The sequence below is a fragment of the Chthonobacter albigriseus genome, from assembly GCF_013839445.1.
Taxonomy (GTDB): domain Bacteria; phylum Pseudomonadota; class Alphaproteobacteria; order Rhizobiales; family Pleomorphomonadaceae; genus Chthonobacter; species Chthonobacter albigriseus.
The window spans coordinates 71,694-94,135 of sequence record NZ_JACDIT010000006.1; the positions used below are offsets into that span (position 1 = coordinate 71,694).

Here is a 22,442-nt window from a genome sequence, read left to right on the forward strand (position 1 = left end):
CGCACGAGGCTCACGACGGAGTAGGCCATTGAGCTCGATCGACATCATCGCGGACAAGCCCGCGAAGAAGGAGCGCAAGCGACCCGTCGGTCGACAGGCGGGTTCCGCCGGCCTGGACGATCTCGTCGAATCGCTTCGCTCCATCCTGGCGCGGACAGGAAGCATGCCGCCTGAACGCACCGTTGCGGAGGAACTCAGCGTCAAGCGACATACGCTGCGCCGGGCCCTCGGCCTGATGCGGGCGCGCGGGGAACTGGAGCCGGCACGCGCCGGGCGCCGCGCTTCGACGGAGGCCGGCGAAGGCCGCAGCCTGATCAACTCCACCAATCCCCTGGAGGTGATGGAACTGCGCCTGATGCTGGAACCGTCGCTGGCGCGGCTGGCCGCGCTGCGCGCCTCGCCGATGGAGATCGAGCGTATCCGCCGAGCCGCCACGACGGCGCAGGGCGCCGATCCGAACACGGCGGACATGACCTTTCACAAGGCGATTGCTGCTGGATCCCGCAACAGCCTGGCCTCCGAGCTCTACGTCATCCTCCACAGGGTGGCCAACGACGGCCGCCTGCGCTTCACGGACAGCGACGCCAGCCTCGTGCCCGAGCGCGTCCGCCAGCGCGACGCTGAGCACTGCCTGATCGCGGAGGCGATCGCCTCGCGGGATCCGGAAGCGGCGGAGCGCTCGATGCGGCAGCATCTGGTCGCCATCCAACAGAAGATCATGGGCAGGCTCGCGCCCGGGAGCGCCTATTAGGGCGAACAGGCTTCCCGCCTGAAGAGGTTCACTTCCCGCCGGCGGCTGCTCGCCGTTGGCGATGGCGGATGCATGTCCGATCGAAAGAGCGTGGGGGCGGCATGACGGGACCCTTCGACATCCTCATTATCGGCGCCGGGTCGGCGGGGAGCGTTCTGGCCTGGCGCCTGTCGGCGGATCCGGAAATCCGGGTCGGCGTAATCGAGGCGGGCGGCTTTCCGGACGACCCGGATATCGCCATCCCGCAGAAGTGGCCGATGCTGCAGGACCGGTCCTATGACTGGGCCTATCGCACCACGCCGCAGGCCGGTACGGCCGGGCGCATCCATCCATGGCCGCGGGGCCGGATCGTGGGCGGGTCCAGCTGTCTCCACGCGATGGCGCATGTTCGCGGCCATGCGGACGATTTCGACGCCTGGGCAAAGGCGACCGGCTCCGACGCATGGTCGTACGACGGGCTGCTTCCTTCGTTCCGGCGCACCGAAGCCTATTCTGGTGGGGAAGACGCCTTGCACGGTGGTTCGGGACCGCTCCCGGTCCATCTGCCGGACGAGGAGTTGAGTCCGGTCGTCAAAGCCTATATGGCCGCGGGGCTTGCGCGCGGCGTGCCCTTCATCGGCGAGCACAACGGCGGTCCGCTGAAGGGGGTTGCTCCGAACTCGCTGACCATTCGAAACGGTCGCCGCGTCAGCGCGGCGGATGCTTTCCTGGTACCGGTGCTCGACCGTCCCAACCTCACGCTGCTCACGGGCACGAAGGTCCATCGCCTGGCGTTGGACGGGTCGCGGGTGATCGGCGTCGTGGCGGAACGGAACGGGCGGACCGAGACCGTCAGCGCGGGCCGCACGCTTCTCGCCGCGGGCGCGGTCGCCACGCCGCTTCTTTTGATGCGATCCGGGATCGGCCCCGAGGTCGATCTCCGAGCCGCGGGCATCCGATGCCTCCTCGATGTCCCGGAGATCGGCGCCAACCTCCACGACCACATGCTCACCGCCGGCAATGTCTATCGCGCGCGCCGTCCGGTGCCGCCGTCGCGGCTGCAGCATTCGGAGTCGCTTATGTATCTCGACGCCGATGACCCGATGAAGGCCGACGGCGCACCCTCGGTGGTGCTCGCCTGCGTCGCCGCGCCGACGACGTCGGAACGCCTGGCCCCGGTGGAGTACGGGACCGCCTACACCATCCTCTCCGGTGTGACGCATCCGACCAGCCGCGGCCGGCTGAGCGTCACCGGGCCCGACCTCGACGACCCTCCGATGATCGATCCTGCCTACCTCTCTACCGACCACGACCGGGAGATGGCGGTCCGCGCTCTGGAACTCGCCCGGGAGATCGGCGCATCGGCAGAGCTCGCCGAATGGCGAGCCGAAGAGATCCATCCCGGTCCGGCGGTTCGGGACAGACACTCGCTCCTTGCCTTCATCCAGGAGGCAGCGATCACCCATCATCATCCCGTCGGCACATGCCGGATGGGATCCGACCCTGCGTCGGTCGTCGACCCGGAGCTCAACGTGCGGGGCCTCTCCGGCGTCCAGGTGGTCGATGCGTCCGTCATCCCGAGCATCACATCGGGACCCATCCATGCCGCAGTATTGGCAATTGCCGACCGCTTCGCCGACGATCTGCTCCGGAACATCGGAAAAGCTTGACCGTCACCGGACTCAAATCGGCGTGACGGAGATGGACAACCGGTCCGGAGGCAGCCAACTCCAGACGATGACATCAATCTGGATCAGCCGGTTCGTACCGGCACTGCTCACCCTCCTCGTCCTGCTCGGCTCGAGTGGCGGCGGCAAGGCCGCCGATCGATACGGCGCGCTTCTCGACCGGGCGGCGGAGATCGACGCGCTGGAAACGGTTCTGATCTCCGTCGACGGCCGGGTCGTCGCGGAGCACGGCTACCATGGCGCATCTGTCGGCCAGCCGACGAACATCAAGTCGGCCTCAAAGACCATCGTCTCGGCGCTGGTCGGGATCGCCATCGCCAAGGGTCTGTTGGAGGGGCCCGACCAGCGGATCGGCGCGCTGGTCGCCCGGGACATGCCGCGGGATGCGGATCCGCGCCTGCGCCAGATCACCATCGGACATCTCCTTTCGATGCAGGCGGGTCTGGCCCGCACTTCAGGCCCGAACTACGGGAAATGGGTCGCGAGCCGGAACTGGGTCCGGTCGGCGCTTGCCCAACCGTTCGAGGACGAGCCGGGCGGCCGGATGCTCTACTCGACCGGCTCCACGCACATTCTGTCCGCGATCCTGACCCGTGTATCCGGCCGATCGACGCTCCAGCTCGCACGGGAATGGCTCAAGCCGCTGAAGGGCTTTTCGATCACCAGCTGGGACCGCGACCCGCAGGGCGTCTACTTCGGCGGGAACCAGATGGCCATGTCGCCGAGGTCGCTGTTGGCCTTTGGCGAGCTTTATCGGCGTGGCGGTGTCACACCGGACGGGACGCGGCTGATCACACCGGAGTGGATCGAAGCGTCCTGGCGACCGCGCACCTCGTCCCGCTTCAGCGGAGACGGTTACGGCTACGGCTGGTTCGCGCGTTCGATCAACGGGCACGATGTCCGCTACGCCTGGGGCTTCGGCGGACAGATGCTCTACGTCGTGCCGGACCTGAAGCTCACCGTGGTGATGACCTCGGACGACACTCGGCCGTCCGCCCGGACCGGGCATCGGGACCGCCTGCACGGCCTGCTCGGCGAAATCATTGGCATCACGGGGTCCGACTTGGCAATCGGCCAGCCGGCCTCCGGGCCTGCGGGGGCGGAAGCGGGCGAGGGGAAGCCGGATTAGTTCAGGCCGAACTCGCGGCGGAGCGCTTCGGTGTGCTCGCCGATCCGCGGCGCCGCCAGGGCACCGTGGGCCCGGGCTCCGTCCACGCGCAGCGGCACGGATGTGGTGCGGATGGCGACGCCATCGTCGCGGGACACGGTCTGCAGCATGTCGAGCAGCTTGAACCCGTCGCTGGCAAAAAGCCGGGGCCAATCCAGCACTTCGGCGCACCAGATGTCGGCAGGCTCCAGGATCGCCGTCCAGTGCGCGGTGGGCACGGTCCTGAGCCGATCGGCGATCACCTTTTTGATTCCGTCCCTCTTCCTGAAGGCGGCATCGGCCGGAAGACCGACGATCTCCTCGAGGCCGAGGAGAGCTCCGAGGGTGTCCAGCGGCGTCATGGCGACGGCGAGCCAGCCGTCCGCCGTCTCGTAGACGCCGTAGGGAGCAGAGAGATAGGCGTGTGCGTTTCGGAACGCGGAGCGCTGCGGGATACGGCCGCCGTCGTTGAGATGGGTGGTCAGCACCTCGAACTGGAAGTCCACCAGGGCTTCCAACAGGCTGGTCTCCACATGCGCGCCGCGTCCCTTGACGCCGCGGCGGACCAGGGCCGCGAGGATGCCCTGGACGATGGCGTTGCCGGCGAGGAGGTCGGCGACTGCGAGACCGAAGGGAACCGGCCCCTGGTCCGCATCGCCGTTCAGCCACATCAGTCCCGAGCGAGCTTGGGCAAGAAGATCCTGCCCGGGTCGCGATCGCCAAGGTCCGTTCGAGCCGTAACCGGTGATGGAGGCGTAGACGATGCCCGGGTTGAGGGTGCTCGCCGACGCGTAGTCCAGTCCGAGGCGCTCGATGACGCCGGGCCGGAAGTTCTGGATCACCACGTCCGCCCGGGCGATCAGCGCGCGGACGGCCGCGATGTCCGCTGGGTTCTTGAAGTCGGCAGCGAAGCTCTGCTTTCCGCGGTTGATGGCATGGAAAAGGGTGGAGTCCCCGCCGATCTCGGTGTCGGAGAGATAAAGGCGGCGACAGAGGTCGCCACCGTCGGGGCGCTCGATCTTGATCACGCGGGCGCCAAGGTCGGCAAGGCGGAGCGCCGCGAAGGGACCGGACAGGAACTGGCTCATGTCGAGGACGACGATGCCCTCCAGGAGTCCTGCCGCCGCTGTTTCCGTCTCGAGCGACACGGTGCCTTTCATCCCTTCTGCTCCAGCGCATCGGCGAAGGCCGACGGATCGCGATAGCGGACGGTCTGGATGTGCTCGCAATAGAGCACCAGCTCGCCCTCGCCCTTGAACACCTCGTAGGACGCCCGGATCAGCCCGAGATCCTTGTACTTCGGACGTTTCTCCATGTTGGTGCGGATCGTGTAGATCGTTTCGCCGATGAACGTGGGCTTGATGAAGCGCAGTTTGTCGTAGCCGTAGGAGAAGGCGTTCACGCAGTTGGTCGCGACCAGGCCGAGACCGGCGGAGAAGACGAAGGCTCCGGCGACCAGACGGCGTCCGAAGATGCCCTCGCGTTCAGCGAACATCTGGTCGGCGACATAGGGGTGCATGTCGGTGACGAGGGCGTTGAACTGCATGGATTCGCCCTCGGAGATCGTCCGGCGCAGGGACCGGATCCGGTGGCCGACCTCGAAATCCTCGTAGAACCAGTTCTCCGCGTTCCAGACCGGGAGTTCCGCGTGGTCGGCCGGCATGTCGGTCGGGCGGGTCGTGTGAACGCCCACCGTGGGGGTGCGAGAAGGCATGGACGTGTCCGTTCAGGCTGGAAGCCGCCAGATGCGCCGCGCATTGTCGGCGAACAGCGCCGAGCGCTCGTCCTGACTGCAGGCCGCCATCAGCGCATGGGTGGCGGCGACCCAGGTGGAAAGCGTGCCGCCCAGGGTTACGACAGGCCAGTCGCTGCCCCAGACCACGCGGTCGAATCCGAAGCAGGAAACGACGTGCTCCACGTAAGGGCGGATGTCTGCGAGCGTCCAGGCGGCGGGATCGGCATAGGCGACCACACCCGAGATCTTGGCGGCCACATTCGGTCGGCGGGCGATCTCGGCGACATACTCGCGCCAGGGGTGCTCAGCACGATCCTTGATGGCCGGCACGCCGCAATGATCGAGCACGAACTGGACGTCGGGCGCACTGTCGACGAGGGCGATGGCCTTCGGGATCTGATGCGGCAGGACGACGAGATCGAACGGCAGACCGGTTCGGGAAAGTCGCGCGATGTTCTGGCGGAAGAGGGGGCCTTCCGAGAGATCGTCGGGCATGACGTGCAGGACGCGGCGGAAGCCGCGTACCACGCCGCCGTCCTGCACCGCTTCCAAGAAAGCCGGAAAGGTCTCGTTCTCGGGACGGCAGGCCGCGATCGCCCCGCGTACCAGGCTGCCGGGGCGGAGCATCAAGGCGCGGACCATCTCCACCTCGCGCTCGATGTCGCCGTCGGCGACGTCGACCTCCATATGCAGGACGTCGGTGACGCCGACCCGGCGCGCCTCCGCGGCATAGGCGTCATAGGTGAAATCGCGATCGAGCGCCGGGACGCCGGCGAGCCAGGGGTAGGAAAGCCGGCTCCGCTCGATCACGTGCAGATGCGTGTCGATCAGGTTCATCAACCTGTCCCTCCCATTCCGTCCGACAGCTCTTGTGCGGCCGCTTCGCCATCATTCTCCACATTTGAATGCAGAGTTCAAATACAAAAGTCCGGGATGTCAGACATGCTGGAGCTGAGGTGCGATCGATTCGCGTCCTCCGACCATCTCGGAGAGTTGCCTGGCCGCCTCCATCACCAGACGGATGGTCTCCGGCATATCCGGGGCGAACGGCTGATTGAGCGGAGCGAGATAAGGCACCGTCAGGGCAGCGATCGCGTTGCCGTCGGGGCCGAGGACCGGCGCGGAGAGATTGTGCACGCCCGCGGTCTGGCGGCTGGGCATCGCCTCGAACCCGCGCGCCCGCACTTGGGCGAGCCGCTGGGCGATGTTGTCCGGCTCCTCGGTGTCGTCCACCACCCGCTCGTATTCCGCGACCATCAGGGCGCGTTCCTCCGCCGAGCGGAAGGCCAGGAGCACGTGGCCGGACCCGGTGTTGAACAGACCCACCCTCGCACCGACCCGGATGGAAAGGCCCCAGTAACCCGGTGAATCGATCTGCGCGATGATGATCACGTGACCCCGATCGAACACCGCCAGATGACAGGCCTGCAGCGTGCTCGCCGACAGGCTGCGCAGGATCGGCATCGCCTGGGAAACGAGGCGGCGCAACGGGGCATGCTGGTGAGCAAGGGCGAAAAGGCGGAGCGTCAGTTCATAGCGGTCGTCGGCCGTCCGCGCGACATAGCCGCGGCGCACCAGCCGGTCGAGCATCCGATAGAACTCGTTTGGGGTGCGCCCGAGGGACTTGGCGATCTCGGCCTGTGTGAGCCCGCCGTCGATCGAGGCGAGGAGTTCCAGGATGTCCAGCCCCTTGTCCAGCGCAGGCGCCCGATAGCGGTCGTTGTCCTCGATATCGCTCATGCCCGTCCATCCGCAGCTGCTTGCCGGCCGTCGTCTTCTCTAGCGGATCCTGGCCGAAGCTGCACGTCGCCCGAACCGACTTGACGACGTCGAACTGTCCGTTTATCGATGAATACACTATCCATATTTAAGCGACAATAAGAACCTGGATCGATATGGAAGCGGGTCCGAAACAGAGGCGGACCACCTAACGGGAGGAGAGAACGATGAAATTCTTCGGAGGCGCTTCGGCGCTGGCGCTTGCCGCATTCCTCGCCACCCCGGTGGCGGCTCAGATGCCCGGCAAGTTCGACGGCGTCACCATCGACGCCAAACTGATCGGCGGACAGCAGTACGAGGCGCTTTACGCCCGCATCGCGGAGTGGGAGGCGGCGACCGGAGCGAAAGTCAACATCCTGTCCAAGAAGAACCACTTCGAGCTGGACAAGGAATTCAAGTCCGACATCGCATCCGGCACGATCAACTGGTGCGTCGGCTCGAACCATACCTCGTTCGCACCGCAGTACCCCAGCCTCTACACCGATCTCACGGCGCTGATCCCCGCGGACGAGATCGCCAAGTTCGTCCCGGCGAACATCGGCGCCTCCACGGTCGACGGCAGGCTGGTGATGCTGCCGCGCGCCCAGTTCGACGTTTCGGCGCTCTACTACCAGAAGAGCCTCTACCAGGACGACGCCAAGAAGGCCGCCTTCAAGGAAAAGTACGGCTACGACCTCGCTCCGCCCAAGACGTGGAAGGAAGTCACCGACCAGGCGATCTTCTTCTCCGATCCGCCGAACTTCTACGGCACCCAGTTCGCCGGCAAGGAAGAGGGCCTCAACGGCCGCTTCTATGAAATGCTGGTCGCTGAGGGCGGCGAGTACATCGACGGGGACGGCAAGCCGGCCTTCAACTCGGAAGCCGGTATCCGGGCGCTGGACTGGTTCGTCAACCTCTACAAGGCCAAGGCCGTGCCGGCCGGCACCACGAACTACCTGTGGGACGAACTCGGCGCCGGCTTCGCATCGGGCACGATCGCCATCAACCTCGACTGGCCCGGCTGGTCCGGCTACTTCAACGATCCGAAGTCGTCCAAGGCGGCCGGCAACGTCGGCGTGGTCGTTCAGCCGGCGGGATCGTCGGGCAAGCACACCGGCTGGTCCGGCGCGCACGGCTTCTCGGTGACCGAGTCCTGCCCGACCAAGGAAGCGGCCGCCTCGCTCGTCTGGTGGCTGACCAACGAGGACAGCCAGAAGATCGAAGCGGGCAACGGCTCGCTGCCGACCCGCGGTTCGGTGTGGGACTGGGTGATCGCCCAGGCGGAAACCGATCCCTACAAGAAGGAGGTCCTGACCGCCTTCCAGGAGGCGGGCACGCACGCCTTCCCCGTGCCGCCGCTGGCGGAGTGGATCGAGATCTCCAACGTGGTCTATCCGGAACTGCAGGCCGCCATCCTCGGCGACAAGACCTCCAAGGAAGCCCTCGACACCGCCGCTGAAAAGGCGACGCAGGTGCTGCAGGACGCGGGCAAGCTCTGATTTGCCGATAGGCCGGCGCCCGGTGACGGGCGCCGGTCTCCGCGCCCGCCCGACGTGGTCGGCCGGGCGAACGTCGCCGGTGTCCCGACAGGCACGCCACCTCGTCCTGAACACACCCCCGGCCGTCATGCGCAAACTTCGCGTCTCCGCTCCGGTCCTGCTGCTGATGCCCGCCATCCTCGTGATCGCGGCGGTGGTGGTGGTCCCGCTCATCCTCTCCTTCTATTCGTCCTTCACGTCGTTCCGGCTGACCAAGCCGGAGACGCTGTTCGTCTTCATCGGCCTGCGCAACTACGTCACCGTGCTTTCCGACCCGGTGTTCTGGACGGCCTTCGGCCGGACGGTGCTGCTGCTGACGATCGCACTCAACGTGGAGATGCTGCTCGGGCTCGGCCTGGCGATGATGGTCGACCGGGCGACGCGCGGGCAGCGTATGCTGCGCACGATGATGATGTTCCCGATGATGTTCTCGCCCATCCTCGTCGGCTTCCAGTTCAAGTTCCTGTTCAACGACAACGTCGGCCTCGTCAACAACGCCCTTCAATCGCTGGGTCTGACGGACCAGGCGATCCCCTGGCTGATTGAGGGCGACCTCGCCTTCTTCGCCATCCTGGTCGCCGAAGTCTGGTCGTCCACGTCGGTCTTCGCGATCCTGATCCTCGCCGGCCTGCTGGCAATGCCCCGCGAGCCGATCGAGGCCGCCCGGGTCGATGGCTGCACGCCCTGGCAGACGTTCCGCTACGTGACCTGGCCGTTCGTGATGCCGTTCGCCTACATCGCCATGACGATCCGATCGCTCGACGTCGCCCGCGCCTATGACATCGTGAAGATCATGACCGACGGCGGACCGGCGCGGCGCACAGAGCTGATCTGGACGCTGGTGGGGCGCATCGCCTACAGCGACGCCCGAATGGGGCTCGCCAACGCGATGGCCTACTTCTCGATCCTGCTGTCGATCCTGTTCACCGTCTACTTCTACCGGAAGCTCGCCGCGGCGCGCACCCAGATCGCTGCGGAGTGGTGACATGGACCGCAATTCGAGTGCCCGCTCCACCCGCCGCCTGCTCGCCTTCGGCCACTTCGTCGGCCTGTTCCTGGCGATGACGGTGATCTGCCTGCCGGGTCTGTGGATCGTCCTCAACTCGCTGCGCCCCGCCGTGGAGATCATGGCCAAGCCGCCGGTCTGGATCCCGCAGGATCTTTCACTCGACGCCTACGTGGCGATGTTCGGCCGGGTCGGACAGGGCGGCATCCCCGTCTGGGACTACTTCCGCAACTCGCTGATCATCTCGGTGACCTCCACCGTGATCGCCATCGCTATCGGGATGAGCGGCGGCTACGCCTTCGCGCGCTACCGGTTCCGGGGCAAGTCCACGCTGTTCCTCGGCTTCATGCTGAGCCGGACGGTGCCGGGGATCGCGCTGTCGCTGCCGCTCTTCATCATCTATGCGCGGATGGGGATCATCGACACCCACTTCTCCCTGATCGTGACCTACGTGGCCCTCAACGTGCCGTTCACGATCTGGCTGATTGAAGGCTTCTTTCGGCAGGTGCCTAAGGATCTGGCCGAAGCGGCCCAGATCGACGGCTGCACCCGCTGGCAGGCTTTCTGGGCGGTGGAGTTCCCGCTTGCGGGGCCGGGCATCGCCTCCTCCGGGATCTTCGCCTTCCTCACGTCCTGGAACGAGTTCGCGCTCGCCTCCCAACTGACCCGATCGGTGAATTCCAAGACCCTGCCGGTCGGCCTCCTCGACTACACCTCCGAGTTCACCATCGACTGGCGAGGCATGTGCGCGCTGGCGGTCGTCATGATCGTCCCCGCTCTGGCCCTGACCTTCGCGATCCAGAAACACCTCGTGTCCGGCCTGACCTTCGGCGCGGTGAAGGGCTGATCCATGGCAACCGTCACTCTCGAAAAGCTGGTCAAGCGGTATGGCAACCTGGAGGTCGTACACGGCATCGACCTCGCCATCCGCGACCGCGAGTTCATTGCCCTGGTTGGGCCGTCCGGCTGCGGCAAGTCGACCACGCTGCGGATGATCGCCGGCCTGGAGGACGTCAGCGCCGGCACGATCCGCATCGGCGGCGACATCGTCAACGATCTGCCGCCGCGGTCCCGCAACATCTCCATGGTGTTCCAGAGCTATGCGCTCTACCCGCACATGACGGTGGCGGAGAACATGGGCTTCTCGCTGAAGATCGCCAAGCGTCCCGCCGACGAGATCGAGCGGCGCGTGGCCGAGGCCGCCGCGATCCTGCACCTGGAGCCGCTGCTCCACCGCCGGCCGAGCCAGCTTTCCGGCGGACAACGGCAGCGCGTCGCGATGGGCCGGGCCATCGTGCGCCACCCGGAAGTCTTCCTGTTCGACGAACCGCTCTCCAACCTCGACGCAAAGCTGCGCGGGGAGATGCGGACCGAGATCAAGAAGCTGCACGCCAAGGTGCAGTCGACGGTGGTGTATGTCACGCACGACCAGGTCGAGGCGATGACGCTCGCGGACCGAATCGTGATCATGCGCGACGGGCATATCGAGCAGGTGGGAACGCCGGACGAGGTGTTCTCGCGCCCCGCGACGCGTTTCGTGGCGAGCTTCATCGGGTCCCCGCCGATGAACCTGGTGGACGGTGTGATCGACGCCGGGTTCGTCGTGTTCGCGAACGGGGACCGGCTGCCGGTGCCGGAGGCCTTCCGGGGCAGCGTTACGGCCGGTGAGAAGGTTGTCTTCGGCTTGCGTCCGGACGACCTCTACCCGACCGGCCACGGCTTGCATTCCGGTGAGGCCACGGCCGTTCACGAAACGGCGTTGCGGGTCGCGATCACAGAGCCTCTCGGCAACGAAACGCTGGTCTTCCTGGAGTTCGCCGGCCGGGAGTGGGTTTCGCGCATGCTGAACCCGCGTCCGCTGGTCATCGGCGAGCCGGTCCGGGCGAGCTTCGACCTTGCCCGGGCTCACCTGTTCTCGGCCGAAACGGGCCGCGCGATCCAGCGGAAGGGAGTCTGACATGGCCCGGATCGAACGGATCGAACTGAGGATGGTCGACCTGCCGCCAAAGGTGAAGCGGACCGACGCGATCCAGAGCTTCGTCAGCCAGGAGACGCCCATCGTCACAATCACCGACAGCGACGGAGCCGTCGGCACCGGGTACAGCTACACGATCGGCACGGGCGGCTCATCAGTGATGCGCCTGCTGGCGGATCATCTCGCGCCCCGCCTGATCGGCCGCGATGCCGACCATTTCGAGGCGATCTGGCGAGACCTGGAATACGCCACCCACGCCACGACCATCGGCGCGATCACCGCGCTTGCCATCGCTGCGATCGACACGGCGCTTTGGGATCTGCGGGCCCGCAGGCAGGGCCTGCCGCTCTGGGTGCTGGCCGGGGGCGCCAAGGACCGCTGCCCGCTCTACACCACCGAAGGCGGCTGGTTGCACATCGAGCCGGCGGCGCTCGTCGACGACGCGTTGCAGGCGAAGGCGAAGGGATTCCGCGGCTCGAAGGTCAAGATCGGTCGGCCGCACGTCTCCGAGGACGTCGCCCGCCTGACTGCCGTCCGCAAGGCCGTCGGCGACACATATGAACTGATGACCGACGCCAACCAGGGCTTCCTCGTGGACGAGGCTATCCGCCGGGCCGATCGCCTGCGCGACCTCGACCTCGCCTGGATCGAGGAGCCCCTGCCCGCCGACGACATCGAGGGGCACCAGAGGCTTTCCCGTTCGACCGCGACGCCGATCGCGGTGGGCGAGTCGCTCTATTCGATCCGGCATTTCCGTGAGTATCTCGCCCGCGGCGCCTGCTCCGTGGTCCAGGTCGACGTGGCGCGGATCGGCGGCATCACGCCCTGGCTCAAGGTTGCGCACATGGCCGAGGCCTTCGATGTGCCGGTCTGCCCCCACTTCCTGATGGAGTTGCACGTCAGCCTTGTCTGCGCGGTGCCGAACGGCAAGTACGTGGAGTACATTCCCCAGCTCGACGACTTGACCACGCACGGGATGACCGTGGCCGACGGCATGGCTCTCGCCCCCGCTGAGCCGGGACTCGGCATCGCGTGGGATCTCGAGGCCGTCCGCAACCGCAGCATCCCCGAGTTCACCAGAGAGATCCGGAGGACAGCATGAAGCGCTACGGCCAGGTGATCGGCGTCCGCCCCGACAAGATAGCCGAGTACAAGCGCCTTCACGCGGCCGTCTGGCCGGACGTGCTGGCGATGATCTCCGCCTGCAACATCCGCAACTACTCGATCTTCCTTCGCGAGCCGGAGAATCTGCTGTTCGCCTCCTTCGAGTATCATGGCACCGATTTTGCCGCCGACATGGCGAAGATGGCGGCCGATCCGGTGACGCAGGAGTGGTGGTCCGTCTGCATGCCCTGCCAGAACCCGCTCGCCACCCGCGGCGACGGCGAATGGTGGGCCGGCATGGAAGAGGTCTTCCACCACGACTGATCGCCTGCCCGGCCGTTCGCGGCCGGATCGACGGGAATTCCAGCATGACCCATTCCCTCCGCCAGTCCTGGCCGCTGCCGTCCGCCCCGCTGCCCGTCATCACGATCGGTGCCGGCTCGATCGTGGGTGACGCGCACTTTCCCGCCTATCGCAAGGCGGGTTTCCCGATCGCCGGCGTATTCGACATCGATCACGAGCGGGCGGCCGCCGTGGCCGCGCAGTTCGGCGTGGAGACGGTGTTCACTGACTTGGATGACGCCCTGTCCCGGCAGGGCGTGGTGTTCGACCTGGCGACCCCGCCGGCGGCGCATGCCGACGTACTGTCGCGGCTGCCGGACGGTGCAGCCGTACTGATCCAGAAGCCGATGGGTCGGGATCAGGCGGACGCGACGCGGATCCTGGAGATCTGCCGCGCTAAGCGGCTCCGTGCCGCCGTCAATTTCCAGCTGCGCTTCGCTCCGATGAGCCTCGCGCTGGCGGATGCGATCGACCGCGGGTACCTGGGCGAAGTGGTGGACGTGGAGGTCCACCTGGCGATCCATACGCCATGGCATCTCTTCGCCTTCCTGAAGGGCTTGTCGCGGGTGGAGATCGCGGTCCACTCCATCCACTACCTCGACCTGATCCGCGGGCTGATCGGCGACCCCCTCGGCGTGCACGCCAGGACCCTCGGGCACCCGAAGTCGGACATGGCCCAGACGCGCACCTCGGCCATCCTCGACTACGGCGACAGGATTCGCTGCACGCTCTCCATCAATCACGACCATGCGTTCGGGCGACGAAACCAGGTCGCCGAGATCCGCGTCGACGGCACCGACGGCGCCGCGCACATGAAGCTCGGACTGCTGCTGGACTATCCCCGCGGAGAGCCCGACGAGCTGTGGATCCGCGGCAAGGCCGATGCCGATTGGATGCAGGTTCCGCTTGCCGGCAGCTGGTTTCCCGATGCGTTCGTTGGCCGGATGGCAAACCTCCAGCGGTTCGTGTCCGGCGAAGACGCGGGGCTCGTCGGCTCCGTCGAGGACGCCTGGTCGACCATGGCCCTCGTCGAGGCCCTCTTTCAATCGAGCGCGAGTCCGGCGACCCCGCTCGCCGAAAAGCCCTGAGGCGGCGTCATGGAACAGGTCATCTATTTCGAGGACTACCAGGCCGGTCACGTCCGGGTCACCACCGGTCGCACGATCACCGAGACCGATTTCGTGGTCCACGCGGGGCATACCGGCGACTTTTTTCCGCACCACATGGACGCGGAATTCGCCAAGACACTGCCCTTCGGCCAGCGCGTGGCCCACGGCACCATGGTGTTCGCGATCGGCGTCGGACTGACGGCCACGCTGATCAACCCCGTGGCCTTCTCCTATGGCTACGACAGACTCCGCTTCGTCCGCCCGGTCTTCATCGGCGACACCATCCGCACCCGCGTCACCATTGCGGCAAAGGAGGACGATCCGAAGCGGCCCGGGCAGGGCCGGGTCGTGGAGCGCTGCGAGGTCATCAACCAGCGGGACGAGGTGGTGCTTGCGGCCGACCACATCCTCCTCGTCGACCGCCGTCCGGCAGGTTGAACCGGTACACCATTTCAGGCGGGAGCGCGGTCCGGCTCCTTCCATCTGCGAGGCTTCGCCATGACGGACATCCAGTTGCGCGGAATGACCTGGAGCCATCCGCGGGGCTTCGATCCCCTGGTCGCCGCGTCCGACGCATGGCGGGCGAGGACGGGTGTGTCGATCGCATGGGACAAGCGATCGCTGCAGGATTTCGAGTCCTTTCCCGTTCGCACCCTGGCAGAGACCTACGACCTCATCGTCATCGATCATCCGCACGTCGGCCAGATCACCGCGGAGGACTGCCTGTTGCCGCTGGACGTGCCTGGCCGGGAGGAGGAGAGGGCGAGGCTCTCCGCCGGAAGCGTTGGTGCATCCTATCCGAGCTACCGGTGGAAGGGCCGGCAATGGGCCTTTCCGATCGACGCGGCGACGCAGGTCCAGGCCTATCGGCCGGACCGCCTCCCGGGGCCGCTGCAAAGCTTTGACGAGGTGGTCACGCTCGCCCGGGCCGGAGCCGTGATCCTGCCACTCCGGCCACCGCACTCCTTGATGTGCTTCTTCACCCTGGCCGCGCACCTGGGCCACGCCTGCTCGACCGAGGGTCCGGAGCTGATCGACCCGCAAGCCGGGGCCGCGGTCTACGAACACCTGCATTCGCTCGCCTCGGTGGTCGACCCCGCCGGGTTCGAGATGGATCCGATCGCCGCGTTCGAAGCGATGGCCGAGCCGACATCCCGGTTCCGGTCAGCGCCGCTGATCTACGGCTACGTCAACTACGCGATCGACGGATTCCGGCCGTCCCGGATCGCCTTTGGGGACATGCCGGTGATCGACGGGCGGCCGCCGCACGGCTCCGCCCTCGGCGGCACGGGCATCGCCGTTTCAGCATTCTCGGCCAACCCGGAGGCCGCGGTAGACTTCGCCTACTGGGTTGCCGGAGGGGAGGTCCAGCGCGGCCTCTATGCTACGGCCGGCGGGCAGCCGGGCCATTCGGACGCCTGGACGGATGCTGCGACGAACGATGCCACGCACGGCTTCTACCGCGCAACGCGCCGGACGTTGGATGGGGCCTGGCTCAGGCCGCGCCACGACGGATACATGCCGTTCCAGCATGAAGCGGCGGAGTTGATCAATCAGACCCTTCGCCGGGGATCGAACGCCGAAGCCTTCATCCGGTCCCTCAACCACCTCTACCGGCAGAGCTTCCGCTAGGCGCCGACCCAGGTTGTTCTGGATCAAGGACGGAAGCCGTTCCCTTGTCCATGCTCACCGGAATTCGATGGCCTGAACCTTGTCTCGGGAGAGCTCCGCATGCGTGTCCCCCTGCTCCTGATGAGTGCCTTCGTCTTCCTCCTCGCGCCGGCGGCGCATGCCGGGGTCGCCGAGGGCAAGGCGATCGCCGAGCAGTGGTGCCAGGAGTGCCATCTGGTCAAGGGTGACCAGGCGGAGGGCACCGAGAGCGCTCCTCCTTTCCCTGAAATCGCAGCCAAGCGTAGCGACCAGGAGATCGTGGGATTCCTCTTCGATCCACATCCGCCGATGGCCCAGTTGAACCTCTCCCGCCAGGAGACGAAGGATCTCGTGGCCTATATCCGGTCGCAGGCGAAATGAGGCCACGGGAGACCAGGGTTGCTTTCCTTGTCGGATTGGAAACCGCTCGCCGGTAGAGTTGCCGACGACACATTCCAAACTGGCCATTGAATGACTGCCATTGCACGACCGATCGCCGTCCGGGATGGCTTCGCCCTCCTTCATCCCGGCCGCAAGGACACAGCCGTCCTGATCTGCGCCCCGTGGGGCTTCGAGGCCCTGTGCGTCCACAAGAGCTACCGGATCCTGGCGGACAGGATAGCGTCGGCCGGCTATGCGGTGCTGCGGTTCGACTATCCTGGCACGGGTGACGCTCAGGGCTCTCTCGATGACTGCGAAGGCGTCGAGGATTGGCTGGAGGCGGTCGACGAGGCAGCGACCGTTCTGAAGTCGGCGAGCGGCGCAACGAGCCTCGTCGTCTGCGGCCAGGGGCTCGGTTCGGTGCTGGCCCGGGTCGCGGCCGCGCGTCGGTCCGACGTCGTCGGCTCCATCCTGCTGGCGCCGCCGGAAAACGGCAGGCGCGCCATGCGCGAGATCGGCGCGTGGGCGGCACTGATCAACGAAATCATCGGGCTGCCGAAGACGGACCGCTCGGGCGGTCTGGACTTCGCGGGTTTCGAAATGCCCGCAGCCTTTGCCGCTTCCCTGCAGGCGCTGGATCCCCTTGCCGGGCCTGCACCGGCGCAAGCACTCGTGGCGGTCCGCCCCGGACGGGACGGCGACGCTGCGGTGGCCCGGAAGCTCTCGGACGCGGGCGCGTCCGTGCGGACCATTCCCTTCGAAGGCTATGCGGAGCTGGCGACCGACCCGACCTCGGCGGTCGTGCCGCTCGCGACGTGGGATGCGGTCGTGGAGTGGCTTGCCGAGACGTTTCCGGGCGATGTCGCACGGCCGGAAGCTGGCGTTGGCGGTGAACCGCGGGCCGTCGGCCCAGGCTACGTCGAGACCGCCTTCCGGTTCGGGCCCGACGACCGGCTGTTCGCCATCCTCTGCGAGCCTGCGGGGGAGGCCAGCCCGCCTTCCGGCAGCGTCGCCGCCGTCTTCCTCAACTCCGGGTTCGACCACCACATCGGTTGGGCTCGGATGGCGGTCGACCAGTCTCGGGCTCTCGCGCGCGCGGGTTTTGCGGCGATGCGCATTGATTCGTCAGACATCGGAGAAGGGTTGGCCGCGCCAGGGGGACCGGTTCCGGTGCTCTATTCGGACGCGCAACTCGCAGACGTCTCGGCCGCGCTCGATGCGCTCGCCGACCGCGGATATCCCGGCGCCTTCCTGGTCGGACGCTGCAGCGGGGCCTTCCTGGCGTTCGGTGGCGCGGTCGCGGATGCGCGGGTCCGCGGCGCCGTGGTGGTCAACATCCAGCGCCTGGTATGGGATCCCGACGAGGACGTGGCGATCGCAATCCGCAACACCTTCCGATCGCTCGGCGACTACCGGGAAAGACTGTTCACGGCCGCCACGCTGAAGCGGCTGGTCACCGGCGATATCGATGTTCCCGGCGTGGTCCTCGACATCGGGCGTCGCATCGCCAAGAAGGTCGGGATTCTCATCGCTCCGGTGACCGGTGGTCTCACCAAATACGGCGGGCTTGCGCGCGAGGTCCGGCGGCGGTTCAAGACTCTCGCGGCGCGCCGGGCTCCGATCTCACTTGTCTACAGTGTCGGCGATGGCGGGCTCGACGAACTGGCCGCCTATTACGGCCGGTCCGGACGCGGTGTGGGGGCGTTCCCCAACGTGACGGTAAGCTTGATCCCCAACGCCGATCACACCATCACGCCGCCCCTGGCGCGCGCGACGCTGGAAGCGCACATCCTGCATTTCGCCGCGCGCGTGAACGCGGACAGCGGGCCGCGTCAGACCTGATAGGAGACGCCGTCGCAGGCGTTCAGGGCGCGGATCTCCCCGTGGGGTTCGGCCGAGGCCGCGGCGTCGGGCCGGCGGACGAGGCGCATGCGTCGCGTCACCCCCGGGGACAGGTGGAACCAGTCGTCCACCGCCCGGAAGCACTCGTCGACCACATGAACGCCGCGGGCGAACCGGTCCGTGGCGATCGACAGGACGAAACCGTCTTCGTGTGTCTCGCAAGACGCGGTCAGCAGGATTGGCTGGCGCTCCACCCGCCTGCCGAGCGGCAGGTGGTGGGCATCGGCAAGCATGTCTCCCGTTTCCGCGCAGACCAGCGACGCGGTCACCACGTCGTGGCTCGGCGGGCCGAACCGGTAGGCATAGGTGAAATCGAAGAATGCACCGAGAAGACCGGCGGCATCGAAGGCCTGGAGCGACCGCGGCGGCAGGTCGACCTCGCGTTCGAAGCCGACCACCTTCGTCCGGCCGTTCCGCAAGGCCTCGACCTTGAGGCGAGCCTTGACGGCGGCAGGGCGCTCGTTGGCGAGGTGGATGGCGAGGCCGTTGGTTCCCTCGTCCGTGAACCAGACGGAGAGCGGGCGGAAAGCGCGCTTCAGAGCGTGCCAGGCCGGCTTCGGACAGCCCGAGTGGTCGACGACCCCCCAACCGGCACCGGGGGCGAGGTCCGTCAGGGTCCAGACCAGGGCACCCCGCGTGGGGGAAGCGCCACGCCGCCATTCGCCGAATGTCGCCTCCATCACGTCGCCGGTCACGGCGCGGGAGAGCTCCAGGTATCGCACCGGATCCTCCCGCCTCAGCCGCTGCGGATCGATGCCGTAGAGCATGGCGAGATAGGTCTCCCGCACGTCCTCGAAATCCCAGGAGGCCGCGAGATCACGCGGCACGCCGGCCTTCCAGCGGGGATGATGGACGGCGGGGCCGAGGGGCGAGCGGGCAAGCGTCGCCTCGTCGGGCACGTTGGAGAAGGCAAGGCACTCGCCGGCAAAGCGCACCTCGGCCCGTCGGGCGTCCTCCAAGGGCCGGCCGTAGGCGCCGACGCCGTAGTAGTGGCCGATGCCCTCGCCGGGAACGAAGGGGAGCGGCCCGCCGGAGGGAGAGTTCTCCACATAGGGGACGTCCGGCCGCAGGGCCTCCAGTTCGGGCGGCAAGATCTCCGTGAAGAGCGGATGACGCCAAACGTCCCGAGGCAGGCCGAACATGGCTGCCTGCTGCATCACCTCGCTGCCGCCGCAGACGACCGCAAGGGAGGGCGACCCTGCCGAAGCCGACAACTGGTCGCGCACCTCGCGCCTGACCTCGGCCACGAAGGCGGCATCGGACGCAGGGTAGTCGAAGTTGGCGAACATCAGGTCTTGCCAGACGAGGATCCCGAGCTCGTCGCAGAGGCGGAAGAAGGCGGGGGACTCGTAGGTCATGGTGCCGCCGATGCGGACCATGTTCATCCCGGCTTCACGGACCAGCGACAGGCGCTCCGAAAGACGCGGGCCATCCGCCGGAAGGTCGACGATGTCGGCGTTGGTCCAGACCGCACCGCGGCAGAAGATCGGTTCGCCGTTGACGTTGAGACCGAACCCGCGGCCGTCGGATCCATGCGTGACCCCGATCGTCCGGAAGCCGGTGCGGCAGAGTTCGATCTCCCGTCCGGCGCCTGCCAGCGTTACCGGATAGAGCGGTTGGTCGCCGTGCGTCGCCGGCCACCAGGGTTCGACGTCCAGACCGTCCAGGGAGGCGATATGTCCGCCCGCCCCGTCCCCCACAAGCGGGGCTGACCGACCAGCGCAGACGATCGCGGCGCCCCCGGGGAGGTTCGAGGCCTCGACACGAACCGTGAGGCGGCCTTTTCCGCCGTCCCAGGCCGCATCGACCCGTTTGGACTCAAAAAACGGCGTGCTGGGGTCTTCGAGCCTGATCTCCCGATAGGGCCCCACGGCGTGCACGGACGGGCACCAGCCCGGCATGTGCCCGAGGAGGGTGGTCCGGACGAGGCGCAGGCCCTGCGTCGGGATCATCTGCGGACGCCAACGGGCACGCGGGCCCTTCATGGCAAGTGCCGGGCTCAGCGCCCGAAAGCAGAGCGCGATCCGGTGGCGGCCGTCGAGCTCCACCTCGACGTGATCCCGGGCGAACATGTTCGACGTCCGAAGGAGATGCCGGTCGTCGACGAACACGTCGCAGATCGTGGCGAGCCCCTCGAAGACCAGCCGGGTGCGGCCCCGACCGACGAGGTCGCCGAGAAACCAGTGGTCATCGTCGTGGAGAGGAATGGGCGCTTGTCGGTCGAAGCGACCGGCGCGCTCCAAGGCGCCGGCGACCGTGCCGGGAACCTCTGCCGGGGTAAACTCGGCATCCGGCGGGAGGGCGTCCGGCGTCGGGAAGGCACCCGACCGGGTGGAGAGGAGGCGCCAGCCTTCATGCCGGGCGACATCCGGGGCCGTGTCGGTCGCGGCGCTCATCCGCCGTAGCGGACCTGGAGGTCGGCCATCAGATCGTCCCAGGCGGCAATCGCCGGATCGAGCGCCGGCCCGAGGCGGTCGAACGACCGCCTGGAAACGGCCCGTGCGAGCTGGAACTGGGCAGCCTTGGCGGTTTCCGCGATCTGCAGCGCCTGCCTGGCGGCCGATCCGTTGTCGCCGAGCCAGCGGAGGTGGGACGCCAGCAGCTCGAAGTTCGCGCCGACCTGACGCAGCGTGTTGAAAGCGTAGCGATGGAACGCGTCAAACGGACGGTCGGCCAGCAAGGCCGCCTCGGCCGGGAAGCGTTCGGCGAAGGCCGCGATCGGGTTCGCGTCGGGACGGCGGGCGAGATGCTCGGCCAGACGACGACGGGCCCAGTCAGCGAGATCTGTGCGGGCCTGGCGCATGGGAGGAAGCTTGACGAACTCAGAATAGGGCAAGAACAGGGGCCGGCGGCCGTCCGGACCTTCGATGCGCTGGAACACGCCGTCGAAGTCTGCGCCGTCCAGCGCGAAGTATCCGGCGTTGTGGAAATACTCCATCCGTCGGTTGGCGATGTCGATCCGGTTGACGGCGATGGTGGTCTTGCCGTGGACGGTGCCGTAGGCGACGCCCCTGGTGTCGGGCAAGTAGAATCCGTCGACCTCCACGAGGCACAGGCGGCCGCGCGCCACCTGGACAGCGACATGATCCTCGGGGTTCTCGAAAATGGCGAGTTCCTGGATATCGGCGCCGGTCACGGCTTCGATGTCCGGAATGGGGAACTTGAAGAAGGTGAACTGGTCGCCTTCGAAGTCCTGCCTGACGGTGAAGCCGAGCACCGCCTCGGGCGGCGCTCCAAGCGCCTGCAGCACCTCGATCCAGAGGTCGACGTAGCAGTTCGTCTCCGGCCAGACCCGATCCTGCGCGTGGAGCGGATGCGGGACATGGGTGTCCGGCCGCAGGTCGGGGAAGACGGCATCCGGCCGTTGCTTTGCGGTTGAGGTCGGGCGCTCTGCCTGTGCCAGCACGGGGCTCTCTCCGGGATCAGCGCTGGGTGCGGTCGGAACCGAAGAACACGCTCATGCTGTTCCCCAAAGGACCGTGCGCACATCGGTTGGCCACGAGGCGACGTCCAGGCCGTGGTGGCGGAAGAGGGCCAGCGCCACGCGTTCCAACCCGAAACCGACGCAGGCGGTGTGGGCCGTCTCGCCCTCAGCGGTCTTGATGCCCCAGGTCCGGCCGAAGTGGTCCTGGTGATAGTTGAAGCTCAAACAGGCGGTCGGCCGGTCCTCGCTGTTGACCGGAACCAGCAGTTCGAACTTCAGGCCCTGGTCACGCTGGTTGACCTTCATCATCCGCCCTGCGCGGCCGAAGAACGGATCATTCGCGACGTCCACGGTCATCGGCAGCCCGAGCGAGCGGATCAGCTGCTGACCGCGCTCCAGCCACGTCTCGCGGAAGGCGACCACCTCCTCCGGCGTACCGGCGCGGACATACTCCCGCATCCGGAACAGCTGCATGCGGGTCGGCTCGCGGGACGGCTCGTGGCGGAAGCAGTAGGACTGCAGATCGAACAGCAGACCGTCCGCCGGCAGCGTCCCGCGCGAGGCGATCACCGGGTAGAGGGGGTAGCAGGCGGCGGGCGTCAGCACCACGTCGGTGGCCGCCTGCTCGCCGGTCCAGTCGTCTCCAGCGGCCAGGCACTCCAGCAGGCGGTTGTGGCCGTGGTCGTCGCCGCAGAAGCTATGCACCGTTCCGGCAAGTTGGGGGAAGCTCTTGAGATAGCCGCTCTTCTCGAAGGCCATCCGGCTCATCCCGGGCGGGAAGCGCACCACCTCCGCACCGTCGGCTTCGCCATAGGTCGAGACGAGCGCGTCGAAGCGGGTGATGACGTCCTCGAAGACGCCGCTGCGGCCGTAGAGCCCGTCCACGCCAGTCGGAATCAGGAGACCGCGCGAGAACAGCTGGTCCAGGAAATCGGGTGCCATGTCCATGAGGG

At 67.2% G+C, this 22,442-nt stretch carries 21 protein-coding genes; 14 read left to right on the plus strand and 7 right to left on the minus strand.

Annotated elements, in window-relative coordinates:
- Positions 1 to 28: 28 nt before the first annotated feature.
- The 3 genes from HZ321_RS15775 (at position 29) to HZ321_RS15785 (ending at position 3,547) form a co-directional block, all read left to right on the plus strand.
- Entirely contained in the window at positions 29 to 751 is a 723-nt protein-coding gene (locus tag HZ321_RS15775) for a FadR/GntR family transcriptional regulator (RefSeq protein ID WP_181703349.1), read from the plus strand.
- A 101-nt stretch (positions 752 to 852) separates the two neighbouring features.
- Positions 853 to 2,400 (plus strand): GMC family oxidoreductase, encoded by a 1,548-nt coding sequence (locus HZ321_RS15780; protein ID WP_181703350.1) that lies wholly within the window; start codon positions 853 to 855, stop codon positions 2,398 to 2,400.
- A gap of 67 nt (positions 2,401 to 2,467) precedes the next feature.
- Entirely contained in the window at positions 2,468 to 3,547 is a 1,080-nt protein-coding gene (locus HZ321_RS15785) for a serine hydrolase domain-containing protein (protein WP_181703351.1), read from the plus strand.
- Here the strand turns inward: HZ321_RS15785 and HZ321_RS15790 are convergent.
- From HZ321_RS15790 to HZ321_RS15805, 4 genes are all read right to left on the minus strand, one after another.
- Positions 3,544 to 4,725, minus strand: a complete 1,182-nt coding sequence (locus tag HZ321_RS15790; protein WP_181703352.1) for a CaiB/BaiF CoA transferase family protein — start codon at positions 4,723 to 4,725, stop codon at positions 3,544 to 3,546. The genes HZ321_RS15785 and HZ321_RS15790 overlap by 4 nt on opposite strands.
- Positions 4,722 to 5,279, minus strand: a complete 558-nt coding sequence (locus tag HZ321_RS15795; RefSeq protein WP_181703353.1) for a MaoC family dehydratase — start codon at positions 5,277 to 5,279, stop codon at positions 4,722 to 4,724. The genes HZ321_RS15790 and HZ321_RS15795 overlap by 4 nt, the downstream gene beginning before the upstream one ends.
- 12 nt (positions 5,280 to 5,291) lie before the next feature.
- Positions 5,292 to 6,137, minus strand: a complete 846-nt coding sequence (locus tag HZ321_RS15800) for an amidohydrolase family protein (protein WP_181703354.1) — start codon at positions 6,135 to 6,137, stop codon at positions 5,292 to 5,294.
- Between the two features lie 99 nt (positions 6,138 to 6,236).
- A complete protein-coding gene (locus HZ321_RS15805) occupies positions 6,237 to 7,040 on the minus strand; it encodes an IclR family transcriptional regulator (protein WP_181703355.1) in 804 nt (267 codons plus the stop codon).
- A 206-nt stretch (positions 7,041 to 7,246) separates the two neighbouring features.
- On the opposite strand from HZ321_RS15805, the gene HZ321_RS15810 reads away from it, so the two are divergent.
- The 11 genes from HZ321_RS15810 to HZ321_RS15860 all read left to right on the plus strand — a co-directional run bounded on the left by HZ321_RS15810 (position 7,247) and on the right by HZ321_RS15860 (position 18,005).
- Complete coding sequence (locus HZ321_RS15810; protein ID WP_181703356.1) at positions 7,247 to 8,557, plus strand: ABC transporter substrate-binding protein; 1,311 nt, start codon at positions 7,247 to 7,249, stop codon at positions 8,555 to 8,557.
- Positions 8,558 to 8,684: 127 nt separating this feature from the next.
- Entirely contained in the window at positions 8,685 to 9,581 is an 897-nt protein-coding gene (locus HZ321_RS15815) for a carbohydrate ABC transporter permease (RefSeq protein ID WP_181703516.1), read from the plus strand.
- Position 9,582: 1 nt separating this feature from the next.
- Positions 9,583 to 10,449 carry a carbohydrate ABC transporter permease gene (locus tag HZ321_RS15820; RefSeq protein WP_181703357.1) on the plus strand — a complete coding sequence of 289 codons (867 nt, stop codon included), beginning with the start codon at positions 9,583 to 9,585 and terminating at the stop codon, positions 10,447 to 10,449.
- A 3-nt stretch (positions 10,450 to 10,452) separates the two neighbouring features.
- Entirely contained in the window at positions 10,453 to 11,559 is a 1,107-nt protein-coding gene (locus tag HZ321_RS15825) for an ABC transporter ATP-binding protein (RefSeq protein WP_181703358.1), read from the plus strand.
- Between the two features lies 1 nt (position 11,560).
- Entirely contained in the window at positions 11,561 to 12,679 is a 1,119-nt protein-coding gene (locus HZ321_RS15830) for a mandelate racemase/muconate lactonizing enzyme family protein (RefSeq protein WP_181703359.1), read from the plus strand.
- Positions 12,676 to 13,005: an L-rhamnose mutarotase gene (locus HZ321_RS15835; protein ID WP_181703360.1), complete on the plus strand. Its 330-nt coding sequence runs from the start codon at positions 12,676 to 12,678 to the stop codon at positions 13,003 to 13,005. Before HZ321_RS15830 ends, HZ321_RS15835 begins: the two co-directional genes overlap by 4 nt.
- Before the next feature lie 44 nt (positions 13,006 to 13,049).
- Positions 13,050 to 14,111 (plus strand): Gfo/Idh/MocA family protein, encoded by a 1,062-nt coding sequence (locus tag HZ321_RS15840; protein ID WP_181703361.1) that lies wholly within the window; start codon positions 13,050 to 13,052, stop codon positions 14,109 to 14,111.
- Positions 14,112 to 14,120: 9 nt separating this feature from the next.
- On the plus strand, positions 14,121 to 14,570 hold the full coding sequence (locus HZ321_RS15845; protein ID WP_181703362.1) for a MaoC/PaaZ C-terminal domain-containing protein: 450 nt from the start codon (positions 14,121 to 14,123) through the stop codon (positions 14,568 to 14,570).
- A gap of 60 nt (positions 14,571 to 14,630) precedes the next feature.
- Entirely contained in the window at positions 14,631 to 15,764 is a 1,134-nt protein-coding gene (locus HZ321_RS15850; RefSeq protein ID WP_181703363.1) for an extracellular solute-binding protein, read from the plus strand.
- 99 nt (positions 15,765 to 15,863) lie between these two features.
- The gene (locus HZ321_RS15855; protein ID WP_181703364.1) at positions 15,864 to 16,163 is read left to right on the plus strand and encodes a c-type cytochrome; all 300 of its coding nucleotides are present in this window, start codon (positions 15,864 to 15,866) and stop codon (positions 16,161 to 16,163) included.
- Positions 16,164 to 16,253: 90 nt separating this feature from the next.
- Positions 16,254 to 18,005 carry an alpha/beta fold hydrolase gene (locus HZ321_RS15860; RefSeq protein ID WP_181703365.1) on the plus strand — a complete coding sequence of 584 codons (1,752 nt, stop codon included), beginning with the start codon at positions 16,254 to 16,256 and terminating at the stop codon, positions 18,003 to 18,005.
- On the opposite strand, the gene HZ321_RS15865 is transcribed toward HZ321_RS15860, so the two are convergent.
- Genes HZ321_RS15865 through HZ321_RS15875 form a run of 3 tightly spaced genes read right to left on the minus strand, consistent with a single transcriptional unit; the run spans position 17,996 to position 22,437 of the window.
- Positions 17,996 to 20,461, minus strand: a complete 2,466-nt coding sequence (locus tag HZ321_RS15865) for a glycosyl hydrolase 2 galactose-binding domain-containing protein (protein WP_181703366.1) — start codon at positions 20,459 to 20,461, stop codon at positions 17,996 to 17,998. The two genes, HZ321_RS15860 and HZ321_RS15865, sit on opposite strands and share 10 nt — an antisense overlap.
- Positions 20,458 to 21,471: a DUF1839 family protein gene (locus HZ321_RS15870; protein ID WP_342343860.1), complete on the minus strand. Its 1,014-nt coding sequence runs from the start codon at positions 21,469 to 21,471 to the stop codon at positions 20,458 to 20,460. The genes HZ321_RS15865 and HZ321_RS15870 overlap by 4 nt, the downstream gene beginning before the upstream one ends.
- Positions 21,472 to 21,522: 51 nt before the next feature.
- On the minus strand, positions 21,523 to 22,437 hold the full coding sequence (locus HZ321_RS15875; RefSeq protein ID WP_181703367.1) for an amino acid--[acyl-carrier-protein] ligase: 915 nt from the start codon (positions 22,435 to 22,437) through the stop codon (positions 21,523 to 21,525).
- Between the last annotated feature and the right edge of the window lie 5 nt (positions 22,438 to 22,442).